11 protein-coding genes, 2 tRNA genes and 2 rRNA genes are annotated in these 14,326 nt (G+C 53.2%); 5 read left to right on the top strand and 10 right to left on the bottom strand.

The features are described from left to right. Positions 1–55: 55 nt before the first annotated feature. The 4 genes from FOC35_RS10770 to FOC35_RS10755 form a co-directional block, all read right to left on the bottom strand. Positions 56–2,963: ribosomal RNA gene (locus tag FOC35_RS10770) — 23S ribosomal RNA — on the bottom strand. Positions 2,964–3,158: 195 nt separating this feature from the next. Then, positions 3,159–3,234: transfer RNA gene (locus tag FOC35_RS10765), tRNA-Ala, on the bottom strand. A 153-nt stretch (positions 3,235–3,387) separates the two neighbouring features. Then, a tRNA-Ile gene (locus FOC35_RS10760) sits at positions 3,388–3,464 on the bottom strand. 69 nt (positions 3,465–3,533) lie between these two features. After that, positions 3,534–5,075, bottom strand: a 16S ribosomal RNA gene (locus FOC35_RS10755). Together the 16S and 23S rRNA genes with 2 tRNA genes alongside form the textbook arrangement of a ribosomal RNA operon. 473 nt (positions 5,076–5,548) lie before the next feature. On the opposite strand from FOC35_RS10755, the gene FOC35_RS10750 reads away from it, so the two are divergent. Then, positions 5,549–6,103, top strand: coding sequence for a gamma carbonic anhydrase family protein (locus tag FOC35_RS10750; RefSeq protein ID WP_039898873.1), 555 nt, complete (start codon positions 5,549–5,551; stop codon positions 6,101–6,103). Here FOC35_RS10750 and FOC35_RS10745 read toward each other — a convergent pair. Genes FOC35_RS10745 through dprA form a run of 6 tightly spaced genes read right to left on the bottom strand, consistent with a single transcriptional unit; the run spans position 6,079 to position 9,866 of the window. Then, positions 6,079–6,336: a DUF1488 domain-containing protein gene (locus tag FOC35_RS10745; protein ID WP_016538445.1), complete on the bottom strand. Its 258-nt coding sequence runs from the start codon at positions 6,334–6,336 to the stop codon at positions 6,079–6,081. The genes FOC35_RS10750 and FOC35_RS10745 overlap by 25 nt on opposite strands. Beyond that, on the bottom strand, positions 6,333–7,151 hold the full coding sequence (gene aroE, locus FOC35_RS10740; protein WP_016538446.1) for a shikimate dehydrogenase: 819 nt from the start codon (positions 7,149–7,151) through the stop codon (positions 6,333–6,335). The genes FOC35_RS10745 and aroE overlap by 4 nt, the downstream gene beginning before the upstream one ends. Positions 7,152–7,153: 2 nt before the next feature. Continuing rightward, positions 7,154–7,726, bottom strand: coding sequence for an L-threonylcarbamoyladenylate synthase type 1 TsaC (gene tsaC / locus FOC35_RS10735; RefSeq protein WP_172568884.1), 573 nt, complete (start codon positions 7,724–7,726; stop codon positions 7,154–7,156). Continuing rightward, on the bottom strand, positions 7,719–8,273 hold the full coding sequence (locus FOC35_RS10730) for a type I DNA topoisomerase (RefSeq protein WP_172568883.1): 555 nt from the start codon (positions 8,271–8,273) through the stop codon (positions 7,719–7,721). The genes tsaC and FOC35_RS10730 overlap by 8 nt, the downstream gene beginning before the upstream one ends. Positions 8,274–8,296: 23 nt before the next feature. Further along, positions 8,297–8,770 (bottom strand): DUF494 family protein Smg, encoded by a 474-nt coding sequence (gene smg / locus FOC35_RS10725; RefSeq protein WP_039898875.1) that lies wholly within the window; start codon positions 8,768–8,770, stop codon positions 8,297–8,299. Beyond that, entirely contained in the window at positions 8,742–9,866 is a 1,125-nt protein-coding gene (dprA, locus tag FOC35_RS10720) for a DNA-protecting protein DprA (protein ID WP_172570352.1), read from the bottom strand. The genes smg and dprA overlap by 29 nt, the downstream gene beginning before the upstream one ends. 128 nt (positions 9,867–9,994) lie before the next feature. Here dprA and def point away from each other — a divergent pair, with 128 nt between their 5' ends. The 4 genes from def (at position 9,995) to trkA (ending at position 14,256) form a co-directional block, all read left to right on the top strand. After that, a complete protein-coding gene (def, locus tag FOC35_RS10715) occupies positions 9,995–10,504 on the top strand; it encodes a peptide deformylase (RefSeq protein ID WP_016538451.1) in 510 nt (169 codons plus the stop codon). 14 nt (positions 10,505–10,518) lie between these two features. Further along, positions 10,519–11,466 (top strand): methionyl-tRNA formyltransferase, encoded by a 948-nt coding sequence (gene fmt, locus FOC35_RS10710; RefSeq protein ID WP_172568882.1) that lies wholly within the window; start codon positions 10,519–10,521, stop codon positions 11,464–11,466. A gap of 73 nt (positions 11,467–11,539) precedes the next feature. Continuing rightward, positions 11,540–12,829 (top strand): 16S rRNA (cytosine(967)-C(5))-methyltransferase RsmB, encoded by a 1,290-nt coding sequence (gene rsmB, locus FOC35_RS10705; RefSeq protein WP_172568881.1) that lies wholly within the window; start codon positions 11,540–11,542, stop codon positions 12,827–12,829. Between the two features lie 50 nt (positions 12,830–12,879). After that, positions 12,880–14,256 (top strand): Trk system potassium transporter TrkA, encoded by a 1,377-nt coding sequence (trkA, locus tag FOC35_RS10700; RefSeq protein ID WP_016538454.1) that lies wholly within the window; start codon positions 12,880–12,882, stop codon positions 14,254–14,256. Positions 14,257–14,326 lie beyond the last annotated feature (70 nt).

Here is a 14,326-nt window from a genome sequence, read left to right as displayed (position 1 = left end):
CAATCCTGAACTTCGCTGAAAATCGATTTGTCTCGCAAAACACCTTTGGTGTTGTAAGGTTAAGCCTCACGGGTCATTAGTACTGGTTAGCTCAACGTATCGCTACGCTTACACACCCAGCCTATCAACGTCGTAGTCTTCAACGTCCCTTCAGGGGTCTCAAGGACCCAGGGAGAATTCATCTCGGGGCAAGTTTCGCGCTTAGATGCTTTCAGCGCTTATCTCTTCCGCATTTAGCTACCGGGCAATGCCATTGGCATGACAACCCGAACACCAGTGATGCGTCCACTCCGGTCCTCTCGTACTAGGAGCAGCCCCCCTCAATTCTCCAGCGCCCACGGCAGATAGGGACCGAACTGTCTCACGACGTTCTAAACCCAGCTCGCGTACCACTTTAAATGGCGAACAGCCATACCCTTGGGACCTACTTCAGCCCCAGGATGTGATGAGCCGACATCGAGGTGCCAAACACCGCCGTCGATATGAACTCTTGGGCGGTATCAGCCTGTTATCCCCGGAGTACCTTTTATCCGTTGAGCGATGGCCCTTCCATTCAGAACCACCGGATCACTAAGACCTGCTTTCGCACCTGCTCGAGCCGTCACTCTCGCAGTCAAGCTAGCTTATGCCTTTGCACTAACCTCACGATGTCCGACCGTGATTAGCTAACCTTCGTGCTCCTCCGTTACGCTTTAGGAGGAGACCGCCCCAGTCAAACTACCCACCAGACACTGTCCGCAACCCGGATCACGGGTCTACGTTAGAACATCAAACATTAAAGGGTGGTATTTCAAGGTTGGCTCCACGCAGACTGGCGTCCACGCTTCAAAGCCTCCCACCTATCCTACACATCAAGGCTCAATGTTCAGTGTCAAGCTATAGTAAAGGTTCACGGGGTCTTTCCGTCTTGCCGCGGGTACACTGCATCTTCACAGCGATTTCAATTTCACTGAGTCTCGGGTGGAGACAGCCTGGCCATCATTACGCCATTCGTGCAGGTCGGAACTTACCCGACAAGGAATTTCGCTACCTTAGGACCGTTATAGTTACGGCCGCCGTTTACCGGGGCTTCGATCAAGAGCTTCTCCTTGCGGATAACCCCATCAATTAACCTTCCGGCACCGGGCAGGCGTCACACCGTATACGTCCACTTTCGTGTTTGCACAGTGCTGTGTTTTTAATAAACAGTTGCAGCCAGCTGGTATCTTCGACTGCCTTCAGCTCCACCCGCAAGGGGTTTCACCTACCGACAGCGTGCCTTCTCCCGAAGTTACGGCACCATTTTGCCTAGTTCCTTCACCCGAGTTCTCTCAAGCGCCTTGGTATTCTCTACCTGACCACCTGTGTCGGTTTGGGGTACGATTTAATGTTACCTGATGCTTAGAGGCTTTTCCTGGAAGCAGGGCATTTGTTACTTCAGCACCGTAGTGCCTCGTCATCACACCTCAGCGTTAACAGAAGTCCGGATTTACCTAAACTTCCCGCCTACATGCTTAAACCGGGACAACCGTCGCCCGGCTAACATAGCCTTCTCCGTCCCCCCTTCGCAGTAACACCAAGTACAGGAATATTAACCTGTTTCCCATCGACTACGCCTTTCGGCCTCGCCTTAGGGGTCGACTCACCCTGCCCCGATTAACGTTGGACAGGAACCCTTGGTCTTCCGGCGAGCGGGCTTTTCACCCGCTTTATCGTTACTTATGTCAGCATTCGCACTTCTGATACCTCCAGCAGACCTCACAGTCCACCTTCAACGGCTTACAGAACGCTCCCCTACCCAACAACGCATAAGCGTCGCTGCCGCAGCTTCGGTGCATGGTTTAGCCCCGTTACATCTTCCGCGCAGGCCGACTCGACCAGTGAGCTATTACGCTTTCTTTAAATGATGGCTGCTTCTAAGCCAACATCCTGGCTGTCTGTGCCTTCCCACATCGTTTCCCACTTAACCATGACTTTGGGACCTTAGCTGGCGGTCTGGGTTGTTTCCCTCTTCACGACGGACGTTAGCACCCGCCGTGTGTCTCCCGTGATAACATTCTTCGGTATTCGTAGTTTGCATCGGGTTGGTAAGCCGGGATGGCCCCCTAGCCGAAACAGTGCTCTACCCCCGAAGATGAGTTCACGAGGCGCTACCTAAATAGCTTTCGGGGAGAACCAGCTATCTCCCGGTTTGATTGGCCTTTCACCCCCAGCCACAAGTCATCCGCTAATTTTTCAACATTAGTCGGTTCGGTCCTCCAGTTAGTGTTACCCAACCTTCAACCTGCCCATGGCTAGATCACCGGGTTTCGGGTCTATACCCTGCAACTTAACGCCCAGTTAAGACTCGGTTTCCCTGCGGCTCCCCTATACGGTTAACCTTGCTACAGAATATAAGTCGCTGACCCATTATACAAAAGGTACGCAGTCACCCCATAAATGAGGCTCCCACTGCTTGTACGTACACGGTTTCAGGTTCTGTTTCACTCCCCTCGCCGGGGTTCTTTTCGCCTTTCCCTCACGGTACTGGTTCACTATCGGTCAGTCAGGAGTATTTAGCCTTGGAGGATGGTCCCCCCATATTCAGACAGGATACCACGTGTCCCGCCCTACTCTTCGAACTCACAGTATGTGCATTTTAGTGTACGGGAGTATCACCCTGTACCCTGCGACTTTCCAGACGCTTCCACTAACACACAAACTGATTCAGGTTCTGGGCTGCTCCCCGTTCGCTCGCCGCTACTGGGGGAATCTCGGTTGATTTCTTTTCCTCGGGGTACTTAGATGTTTCAGTTCCCCCGGTTCGCTTCGTTAAGCTATGTATTCACTTAACGATAGTGTGTCGAAACACACTGGGTTTCCCCATTCGGAAATCGCCGGCTATAACGGTTCATATCACCTTACCGACGCTTATCGCAGATTAGCACGTCCTTCATCGCCTCTGACTGCCAGGGCATCCACCGTGTACGCTTAGTCGCTTAACCTCACAACCCGAAGATGTTTCGCTTCGAATTATGAAAATTTGAGAGACTCGAACACACTTCTATTCTGTTCTTATTACGGAGAACAGAAACAGTGTGTCGTTTCAATTTTCAGCTTGTTCCGGATTGTTAAAGAGCAAATACTTCGCAGTACACCGTTGCCGGTACACTCTGAAGTAGGTTTGGTGCATGAAATGATGGTGGAGCTAAGCGGGATCGAACCGCTGACCTCCTGCGTGCAAGGCAGGCGCTCTCCCAGCTGAGCTATAGCCCCATCGATTTCGTAAAACCTTTGATTACCACTCACACTGAGGCCTTTCCTTTTTCTTCCGAAAAAGAAAATGCAATTCGTTCTGAGACAAGGCATGGAATAACGAAGCATACTAAAGTATGTGAGTTATTTCATAACGCAGTATCAGGGAGAATTTGGTAGGCCTGAGTGGACTTGAACCACCGACCTCACCCTTATCAGGGGTGCGCTCTAACCACCTGAGCTACAAGCCTATAAGGTTTTACTGCTCGTTTTCTATCAGACAATCTGTGTGAGCACTACGCGGGTTTGTATCTTTTAGGTAAGGAGGTGATCCAACCGCAGGTTCCCCTACGGTTACCTTGTTACGACTTCACCCCAGTCATGAATCACAAAGTGGTAAGCGCCCTCCCGAAGGTTAAGCTACCTACTTCTTTTGCAACCCACTCCCATGGTGTGACGGGCGGTGTGTACAAGGCCCGGGAACGTATTCACCGTAGCATTCTGATCTACGATTACTAGCGATTCCGACTTCATGGAGTCGAGTTGCAGACTCCAATCCGGACTACGACGCACTTTATGAGGTCCGCTTGCTCTCGCGAGGTCGCTTCTCTTTGTATGCGCCATTGTAGCACGTGTGTAGCCCTACTCGTAAGGGCCATGATGACTTGACGTCATCCCCACCTTCCTCCAGTTTATCACTGGCAGTCTCCTTTGAGTTCCCGGCCGAACCGCTGGCAACAAAGGATAAGGGTTGCGCTCGTTGCGGGACTTAACCCAACATTTCACAACACGAGCTGACGACAGCCATGCAGCACCTGTCTCAGAGTTCCCGAAGGCACCAATCCATCTCTGGAAAGTTCTCTGGATGTCAAGAGTAGGTAAGGTTCTTCGCGTTGCATCGAATTAAACCACATGCTCCACCGCTTGTGCGGGCCCCCGTCAATTCATTTGAGTTTTAACCTTGCGGCCGTACTCCCCAGGCGGTCGACTTAACGCGTTAGCTCCGGAAGCCACGCCTCAAGGGCACAACCTCCAAGTCGACATCGTTTACGGCGTGGACTACCAGGGTATCTAATCCTGTTTGCTCCCCACGCTTTCGCACCTGAGCGTCAGTCTTTGTCCAGGGGGCCGCCTTCGCCACCGGTATTCCTCCAGATCTCTACGCATTTCACCGCTACACCTGGAATTCTACCCCCCTCTACAAGACTCAAGCTTGCCAGTTTCGAATGCAGTTCCCAGGTTGAGCCCGGGGATTTCACATCCGACTTAACAAACCGCCTGCGTGCGCTTTACGCCCAGTAATTCCGATTAACGCTTGCACCCTCCGTATTACCGCGGCTGCTGGCACGGAGTTAGCCGGTGCTTCTTCTGCGAGTAACGTCAATCACTGAGGTTATTAACCTCAATGCCTTCCTCCTCGCTGAAAGTGCTTTACAACCCGAAGGCCTTCTTCACACACGCGGCATGGCTGCATCAGGCTTGCGCCCATTGTGCAATATTCCCCACTGCTGCCTCCCGTAGGAGTCTGGACCGTGTCTCAGTTCCAGTGTGGCTGGTCATCCTCTCAGACCAGCTAGGGATCGTCGCCTAGGTGAGCCATTACCCCACCTACTAGCTAATCCCATCTGGGTTCATCCGATGGCAAGAGGCCCGAAGGTCCCCCTCTTTGGTCTTGCGACGTTATGCGGTATTAGCTACCGTTTCCAGTAGTTATCCCCCTCCATCAGGCAGATCCCCAGACATTACTCACCCGTCCGCCGCTCGTCAGCAAAGTAGCAAGCTACTCCCTGTTACCGCTCGACTTGCATGTGTTAGGCCTGCCGCCAGCGTTCAATCTGAGCCATGATCAAACTCTTCAATTTAAAAGTGTTTGATGCTCAAAGAATTAAAACTGTTTATAAAATCAGTAGTCACTCTTCAAGACTTGATATTTTTTTGCATCCGAAGATGCTGAGATATCAATCCTGCGAGTGCCCACACAGATTGTCTGATAAATTGTTAAAGAGCAGTGAGTTACGCGCTTTCGCTTGCTAACTCGAGGTGGCGTATATTACGCTTTCCTCTTTCAGAGTCAACCCCGATTTTCAGGATTTTTTCTCTTTATCGAACCGGACATTTTGTGAAGTCATTCACTGTTCCGTCTCGATGGAGGCGCATTATAGGGATCCCGATTTTTAGCACAAGTACTTTTTCGATCTTTTTTTCCGAATGTTTAGTTTTCACTCTTTTCGTCGAGATCCTGTTCGATCTGCCCCCTTTATAGCGCTTTACTCCCTTGCCATTGCTCAAGAAAGCAGCCAGAGTCTGGTTACGCAATGAATTTCCCGAGGTGTTTATGTCTGCGGTATTACGTGCTTTTCAAAAAACCTTTCCCCAACTTGGGCAAAAAGTGATGGTTGATCCCACCAGCGTGGTTATCGGCGATGTGAAACTTGCTGATGATGTCAGTATCTGGCCGCTGGTCGCCATTCGCGGCGACGTAAACTCTGTCTCCATCGGCGCGCGAACCAATATTCAGGACGGCAGCGTGCTGCACGTTACGCACAAATCGTCATATAAGCCCGAGGGCAATCCACTGGTGGTTGGGGAAGATGTGACGGTTGGGCATAAAGTTATGCTGCACGGCTGCGCCATCGGCAACCGCGTGTTAGTAGGAATGGGGTCGATTCTGCTGGATGGAGTAGTAATAGAAGACGACGTTATGATCGGAGCCGGTAGCCTGGTGCCGCAAAATAAGCGTCTGGAAAGCGGCTACCTCTATCTTGGCAGCCCGGTGAAACAGATTCGTCGTTTAACGGAGGCCGAACTGGCCGGGTTAATTTATTCCGCCAACAACTATGTACGCTGGAAAGATGAATACCTGGCTCAGGATAACCAGTACCAACCCTGAGAGTCTTCCTGTTCGCTGCGGATCAAAGTTTCAAACTCTTCTTCCACATCCCAGCGGCTTTCGCGAAATAACGCCAGCCACTGTTGTGCACTGTTGCCACCAAAGCGGGTGGCAACGGCGGCGGCCGAAATCGCACAGTTAACCTGAAAGCCGTTTACCAGAGCCGGGAAGCAGATTGCCTGGAGAGATTCATCCCAGACTTCACGGTCGGGGAATTGAATCGCCTGGTTCATTCGGCCATTTCTCTTTTCAGCGCGGTAATAACCGGTGCCACTTCCGGCAGTTTGCCATGCCAGAGCATAAAAGCATGCGCCGCCTGGCCCACCAGCATACCCAGCCCATCAGCATAGTGTACAACGCCACCCTCTACCGCCCACGAAAGGAAAGGCGTTAACCCTTTACGGTAAAACATGTCATAACAGCTGACGCGATGAGAAAGAAGGGAGGACGGTAGCGCAGGGATCTCGCCGCCGATCCCACTGGAGGTCGCGTTGATCAGCAGATCGAACTCATGCCCGCCAAGGGCATCCATTGCTACGGCATTCACGCTTCCGGTGTGGCCAAACAGCTGCGCGAGCTCTTCTGCTTTGGCAAATGTCCGGTTAGTTATCGTCACCGCGCAATCCAAAGACAGCAGCGGCAGCAACACGCCACGAGCGGCACCACCGGCACCCACCAGCAGAACGCGAGCACCCGGCTTGATAAGTTTAAGACGTTCAAGGTCGCTCAGCAGGCCAATGCCGTCGGTATTATCCCCGAGTAAACGCCCGTCTTCTAAACGCTTCAGGGTATTCACTGCCCCCGCAAGCGCCGCACGCTCGGTTAGCTCATCCGCGTGGGCAAAAGCCTGCTCTTTAAATGGAACCGTTACGTTGGCCCCCTTTCCACCTTCGGCAAAAAAGGCCTCAAGTGTTTCAATAAAGGCATCCAGCGGGGCAAGTACTCGCCCGTAAGGATGCTCAATTGCCATCTGCTCCGCAAAAAGGCGATGGATCAGCGGCGATTTGCTGTGCTGAATTGGGTTACCAAAAACGGCGTAGGTTTCCATATTTACCCCTGGCGGAACAGTTCGCCGGTTAAGGCATCGCGAATTTCGGAAGGATTCAGACGCCCGCCGGTATCGCCCATCAACACCGGGAAGTCGTTGCCAAATTGCTGCTGCACTTCTTCGACGCTACGGCACGGCGGCAGCCCGGTAAGATTGGCGCTGGTTGAAACCAGAGGCTTGCCGTAAGCGAGGCACAGCTCTTTAACCAGCGGATGGTCGGTAACACGTACCGCGAGCGAGTCAAAGCGGCCGGTCAGCCATTTCGGCGTATTCGCCAGCGCAGGAAAGACAAAGGTGACCGGACCTGGCCAGCTGGCAAAAACCGCCTGACGCTGCTCTTCAGTTAACACAGCCTCATCTATATAAGGTTTCAGTTGCTCGAAATCAGCCGCAATCAGGATCAGGCCTTTTTCTACCGGGCGCTGCTTTAACTCCAGCAGCCGGGTGACGGCGAGTTCACTATCCGGGTCACAACCTACGCCGAAAACGGCCTCGGTTGGGTAAGCGATGACTTGTTGTTGTTTCAGGGCCGTTACGATCTGCGCGAGCTGGCCTTCAGGCAGGTTTTTATTCACTGGCTTGTTCCGCCGTTGCCGGCTTTCCACATTGTTTACTGGCACAGAAGCGCTTCAGGCCCTGCGCCGTTTTCTTTTCAATAAGCAGCGGGTACTGGCATTCAGAGCAAACGCCCGCGACCGGTTTAAAATTGATGACAAACTGGCATTCAGGATAGCAATCACAAGACCAGAATGTTTTCCCGTAACGCGAACGGCGCTGAACCAGCTGGCCTTTCCGGCACTGCGGGCAGGCGATTGCCGTCTCATCAGGTTTGTCGATGATTTCAGTGTGCTCGCATTCGGGGTAGTTGCTGCAGCCGATAAACATGCCGAAACGCCCCTGACGCAGGACGAGTGTTGCCTGGCAAAGCGGGCATTGCTGACCATCCAGCACCTTAACAATGTGCCCGTCGGCCTGGCTTTTTAGCGGGCGCACATAATCGCATTCCGGGTAGCGGGAACAGCCCAAAAAGGGACCGTGTTTGCCGGAACGAATAAGTAGCTCTGCCCCACACTGGGGGCAGGGCTCATTTTTGGGCACCGTAAACAGTGCTGACTTGGCCATAACATCTCATGCTGCAACTCAATTTAGTGCAGCATACCTTCATTTGCCTCGAAGAGTAATTCTTCCATTTGCTGGTAAGCGTTTTCACAACCCGGAATATTGAACAGCACCATCAGTACAACCCACTTCAGGTCTTCCAGTTCAAATTCAGCGGTATCCAGCGCCAGCACGCGCTCAATGACCATTTCACGAGTTTCGAGGTTCAGCACCTGAATCTGCTCAAGGAATAATAAGAAACCCCGGCAGTCTGCATCCAGCCTCTGGCTCTCCTCTGCGGTAAAGATCCGCATAGAAAGAGGATCGGCAGCAAGCTGCATCGGCTCGGTCAACCCCTCCTGGTAGTCGGCCAGCTTCTCAAGCCACACTAACGCGTTATAAATGTCCTCACGATCAAAACCGGCGTCGGTGAGATCGCTCGTCAACTTATCCTGATCAACGCGCATCTCTGCTTCGCTGTGGATGTAGGTTTCAAATAAGTACATTAGTACGTCGAACATGGCATGCCCTCCTCAATCGGACATAGCCGCCGGGTACAGCTGCGATCCATCCTGCTAACTCCAGTTCGAGCAGTTGGGCTACCGTCTCTGGCACAGGTTGGCCGGCAAGTTCAGCGACGACGTCAACAGGTGTAACCTCATCTCCTACGTTAGCCAACAGATGGGGAAATGGCAATGCGCCTTCCTGTTCATTTGGTGAATACATTGGCACTTCGTGCGAAGCGCTGAGCCAGCATAGCTCCGATGTCAGATAATCAAGGATATCCTGCGGATGACGTACCAGATTGGCCCCCTGCTGGATAAGCCAGTGCGGCCCTTCGCTGCCGGGGCTACCGACCGGGCCCGGCAAAGCAAAAACCTCTCTTCCCTGCTCAATGGCGCAGCGAGCGGTAACCAGAGACCCGCTTCTTTCTCCCGCCTCAACCACAAATACGGCGCGGCTCAGGCCGCTGATAACTCGATTGCGCCACGGGAAGTTCGACGGCCATGGCGTACAGGCTAAAGGAAACTCGGAAAGAACGATGCCCCCTTGTTCGGCTATCTGCCTGGCCATCGCCGAATGGCGCCTGGGGTGCACGCCCGCGAGGCCGTTACCCAATACCGCAATTGTTTTACCCTTTACCCGCAGCGCCGCGCGGTGGGCAACACCGTCTATTCCCAGCGCCAGCCCGCTGGTAATAATCAGCCCTGACTGGGCCAGAACTTCACAAAATTGCCTACAGTTGCGTTCCCCATAATCGGAAAGATTGCGGCTCCCGACCACCGCCAGCTGATGCTGCCTGAGCAACTCCGGGCTTCCTATGATAAAGAGCGCTGCCGGGTAGTCGTTTATCGCCCTGAGCTGGTCGGGATAATGAGCATCCTCTGCCGTAAGGAGTGACTGGCCGGGCTTGTTCAGCCAGTCAAAGCTGGCCCCCAGCTGGCGCTCATCGACGGCCTTAAATAACGCCCGTTCGCGTGCGGTTAACCCCGATGCATGCAGGCTTTCTCCGTCTACCACGGGGCATCGTTGCAGGAAATGGGCTATTTTTAAGCACTTATCTCCACCCAGTCCCTTAACTGCCATAAGACGCAGCCAAATCTCGGTTCGCGACACCATTTCCCCCTGCCACAGGCCGTAAAAGCAATCCTTGCGATTGGTCACTGATGCTGTCAATCAGCCGGGGAAATGTCTAGAATAGAGGGAATAATCCTTTCTACTACTGAACACAGCTCTGGATATTTATGGCAGTTTTGCAAGTATTACATATTCCCGACGAGCGCCTTCGCAAAGTCGCTAAGCCGGTTGAAGAAGTGAATGCGGACATTCAGCGCATCGTCGATGATATGTTCGAAACAATGTATGACGAAGAGGGTATCGGCCTGGCGGCTACGCAGGTTGATATTCATCAACGCATCATTGTTATTGATGTTTCCGAAAATCGTGACCAGCAGCTGGTGCTGATCAACCCGGAGCTGCTGGAAAAAAGCGGCGAGACCGGTATCGAAGAAGGCTGCCTGTCGATTCCGGAGCAGCGTGCTCTGGTGCCGCGCGCCGAAAAAGTGAAAATCCGCGCGCTGGATCGCAACGGTAAGCCTTTTGAGCTGGAAGCCGACGGCCTGCTGGCTATCTGTATTCAGCATGAAATGGATCACCTGGTCGGTAAACTGTTTATTGATTATCTGTCGCCGCTTAAGCAACAACGTATTCGTCAGAAAGTTGAAAAACTCGACCGTTTGAAAGCGAAAGCTTAAGGACAACAATCAACGTGTCAGATTCACTGCGTATTATCTTCGCCGGAACGCCCGATTTTGCAGCGCGTCATCTTGACGCGCTGTTGTCTTCTCAGCACCAGGTGGTTGGCGTATTCACCCAGCCAGACCGCCCGGCTGGCCGCGGTAAAAAACTCATGCCCAGCCCGGTAAAAGTGCTGGCAGAAGAGAAAGGTATTCCTGTATTCCAACCTGCGACTCTGCGCAAAGCCGAGAACCAGCAGCTGGTCGCCGACCTCAATGCTGATGTTATGGTCGTTGTCGCTTATGGCCTGATTTTACCCCTGGCCGTACTTGAGATGCCTCGCCTTGGCTGCGTGAACGTACACGGTTCTCTGCTGCCTCGCTGGCGCGGCGCGGCGCCTATCCAGCGTTCTCTGTGGGCTGGCGATGCTGAAACCGGCGTGACCATCATGCAGATGGACGTTGGCCTCGATACCGGCGACATGCTGTATAAGCTCTCCTGCCCGATTGAAGCGGACGACACCAGCGGTACGCTGTACGACAAGCTGGCCGGTCTGGGCCCTGAAGGCCTGCTGAACACGTTGCAACAGTTAGCCAGCGGAACGGCAAAACCGGAAGTTCAGGATGAAGCGCTGGTTACCTACGCTGAAAAGCTCAGCAAGGAAGAAGCGAGAATTGACTGGAATCTCTCCGCGGTACAGCTGGAGCGCTGCATTCGTGCTTTTAATCCATGGCCGATGAGCTGGCTCGAGATTGACGGCCAGCCGCTGAAAGTCTGGCGCGCCTCGGTTATTCCTGCTCAGGCAGACGCTGCACCGGGCACTATTGTTGCAGTCAGTAAGGCAGGAATTCAGGTCGCTACCGCTGACGAGATCCTCAATCTTGAAGAGCTGCAGCCTGCCGGTAAAAAAGCCATGAAAGCTCAGGATCTTCTTAACTCGCGCCGTGAATGGTTCGAGCCGGGAACCCTTCTCGCCTGAAGCAGTTGAATCTACACGCCCGGGGTAACCTGGGCATTTTTGTTTATAGCGCTGGAAAAACCAGAGCACGGTAATGAAAAAAACACAAAACCTCCGCAGCCTGGCTGCCCAAACGATTGAACAGGTTGTCGAACAGGGACAATCATTAAGTAATGTACTGCCTGCGATGCAGCAAAAAGTGTCTGACAAAGACAGAGCGCTGCTCCAGGAGCTGTGCTTTGGCGTGCTGCGTACTCTGCCGCAGCTTGAGTGGCTGGTTGGCAAGTTGATGTCCCGCCCGATGACCGGCAAACAGCGTACGATCCATTACTTAATTATGGTCGGCTTCTATCAGCTGCTGTATACCCGTATTCCTGCTCATGCTGCCCTGGCGGAAACCGTTGAAGGTGCAATCGCTATCAAGCGCCAGGCCTTTAAAGGCCTCATCAACGGCGTGCTGCGCCAGTTCCAGCGCCAACAGGAAAGCCTGATGGCTGAAGCGGCTAAGCATGAAAGCCGCTTCCTGCATCCTTCCTGGCTATTGCAGCGCCTGAAGAAGGCTTATCCGGATTGCTGGCAGGCCATTATAGAAGCGAACAACCAACGTCCACCGATGTGGCTGCGCGTGAATCGCCAGCACCATACCCGAGAAGCCTGGCTGCAACTGCTTGCAGAAGCAGGTCTGGAAGGCCACGCTCATCCTGAGTATCGCGATGCTGTACGCCTTGACTCACCGGCTCCGGTTCTCGCATTGCCCGGTTTCGAACAGGGTTGGGTTACGGTGCAGGATGCCTCGGCTCAGGGCTGTGTTGATCTTTTAGATCCGCAAAACGGCGAAACGATTTTGGATCTTTGCGCAGCTCCGGGCGGCAAAACCACTCATATCCTGGAAGCGGCTCCGGGCGCGAAGGTTATGGCGGTAGATGTCGACGCCCAGCGCCTGAAGCGCGTGCATGAAAACCTTGAGCGCCTGGGTATGAACGCCGAAGTAAAACTGGGCGACGGGCGCTTCCCGGCTCAATGGTGCGGTGATGCTAAGTTCGACCGTATTCTGCTGGACGCGCCATGTTCGGCTACCGGCGTTATTCGCCGTCACCCGGATATTAAATGGCTGCGCCGAGACAGAGATATTCCTGAACTGGTTGCTTTGCAAAAAGAGATTCTGGACGCTATCTGGCCTCACCTTAAATCAGGCGGCACGATGGTGTACGCAACGTGCTCCGTACTGCCGGAAGAAAACAAGGAACAGGTTACCGCGTTCCTGGCACGCCATGCGGATGCGAAACTGGTTGAAACCGGTGATGAAAAAACGCCGGGTATTCAAAATCTGCCGGCGGCGGAAGACGGCGACGGCTTCTATTACGCTAAGCTAATTAAGAGCTGACTCCCCCTCAGGCTGAGTCTTAGGTTTCATCACTCGTGAAGCGATAAACGATGAAAATAATTATTCTGGGTGCCGGTCAGGTTGGCGGCACTCTGGCGGAAAACCTGGTTGGCGAGAACAACGATATTACCGTGGTCGACACCAACCAGGCTCGCCTGCGTATTCTGCAGGATAAGTTTGATTTGCGCGTAGTGCAGGGGCATGGTTCTCATCCCCGGGTGCTACGTGAAGCCGGTGCCGATGACGCAGATATGCTGGTTGCGGTTACCAGCTCCGATGAAACGAACATGATAGCCTGCCAGGTTGCCTATTCGCTGTTTAACACGCCAAACCGTATCGCACGTATTCGTGCGCCGGACTACGTGCGCGATGCGGAAAAGCTTTTCAATGCAGAAGCTGTTCCTATCGACCACCTGATAGCGCCCGAGCAGCTGGTTATCGACAATATCTACCGGCTGATTGAGTACCCGGGTGCGTTGCAGGTTGTGAATTTCGCGGAAGGGAAAGTCAGCCTCGCCGTGGTAAAAGCTTATTATGGCGGCCCGCTGGTGGGTAATGCGCTCTCCACAATGCGCGAGCATATGCCGCACATCGATACGCGTGTAGCAGCCATTTTCCGTCACGATCGCCCTATTCGTCCCCAGGGTTCGACGATAGTTGAAGCGGGCGATGAGGTGTTCTTTATCGCTGCTTCGCAAAATATTCGTGCCGTGATGAGTGAGCTACAGCGTCTCGAAAAACCTTATAAGCGCATTATGCTGGTCGGCGGCGGTAATATCGGCGCTGGTTTGGCTCACAGGCTGGAAAAAGATTACAGCGTGAAGCTTATCGAGCGCGACCAGCAGCGGGCCTCCGAGCTGGCCGAAATGCTGCAAAATACCATCGTATTTTACGGTGATGCGTCCGATCAGGAGCTGCTGGCCGAAGAACATATTGAGCAAGTCGATTTGTTTATCGCTGTCACCAACGACGATGAAGCAAATATCATGTCTGCCATGCTGGCAAAACGCATGGGTGCCAAAAAAGTAATGGTGCTGATACAGCGTAAAGCCTATGTCGACCTGGTTCAGGGCAGCGTGATTGATATCGCTATATCGCCGCAGCAGGCGACGATTTCCGCTTTGCTTGGTCACGTTCGAAAAGCCGATATTGTAGGTGTTTCCTCTTTACGCCGTGGCGTTGCCGAGGCAATAGAAGCGGTTGCTCACGGGGATGAAAGTACTTCTCGCGTGGTTGGGCGCGTAATAGACGAGATAAAACTGCCGCCGGGTACGATTATCGGCGCCGTTGTTCGCGGCAACGATGTGATGATTGCCAATGACAATCTGCGTATTGAGCAGGGCGATCACGTCATTATGTTCCTGACGGATAAGAAATTTGTCAGCGACGTTGAACGGTTGTTCCAGCCAAGTCCTTTCTTCCTGTAAAAGAATCGGGGCAGCCGTTGTTGTTGCCTCGCTTTAATGTAATAAGCCCTTCTTAATATTAAGGAATTAA

The organism is Cedecea sp. FDAARGOS_727, assembly GCF_012273235.1.
Classification (GTDB): domain Bacteria; phylum Pseudomonadota; class Gammaproteobacteria; order Enterobacterales; family Enterobacteriaceae; genus Cedecea; species Cedecea davisae.
This window is presented reverse-complemented; position numbering and strand designations above follow the sequence as displayed.

What these genes read in the sequence shown, in the direction of transcription:
- FOC35_RS10745 (WP_016538445.1), bottom strand. Translation starts at nt 6,336, where the DNA reads ATGAACCAGGCGATTCAATTCCCCGACCGTGAAGTCTGGGATGAATCT.
- FOC35_RS10750 (WP_039898873.1), top strand. Translation starts at nt 5,549, where the DNA reads ATGTCTGCGGTATTACGTGCTTTTCAAAAAACCTTTCCCCAACTTGGG.
- trkA (WP_016538454.1), top strand. Translation starts at nt 12,880, where the DNA reads ATGAAAATAATTATTCTGGGTGCCGGTCAGGTTGGCGGCACTCTGGCG.
- smg (WP_039898875.1), bottom strand. Translation starts at nt 8,770, where the DNA reads ATGTTCGACGTACTAATGTACTTATTTGAAACCTACATCCACAGCGAA.
- def (WP_016538451.1), top strand. Translation starts at nt 9,995, where the DNA reads ATGGCAGTTTTGCAAGTATTACATATTCCCGACGAGCGCCTTCGCAAA.
- rsmB (WP_172568881.1), top strand. Translation starts at nt 11,540, where the DNA reads ATGAAAAAAACACAAAACCTCCGCAGCCTGGCTGCCCAAACGATTGAA.
- aroE (WP_016538446.1), bottom strand. Translation starts at nt 7,151, where the DNA reads ATGGAAACCTACGCCGTTTTTGGTAACCCAATTCAGCACAGCAAATCG.
- FOC35_RS10730 (WP_172568883.1), bottom strand. Translation starts at nt 8,273, where the DNA reads ATGGCCAAGTCAGCACTGTTTACGGTGCCCAAAAATGAGCCCTGCCCC.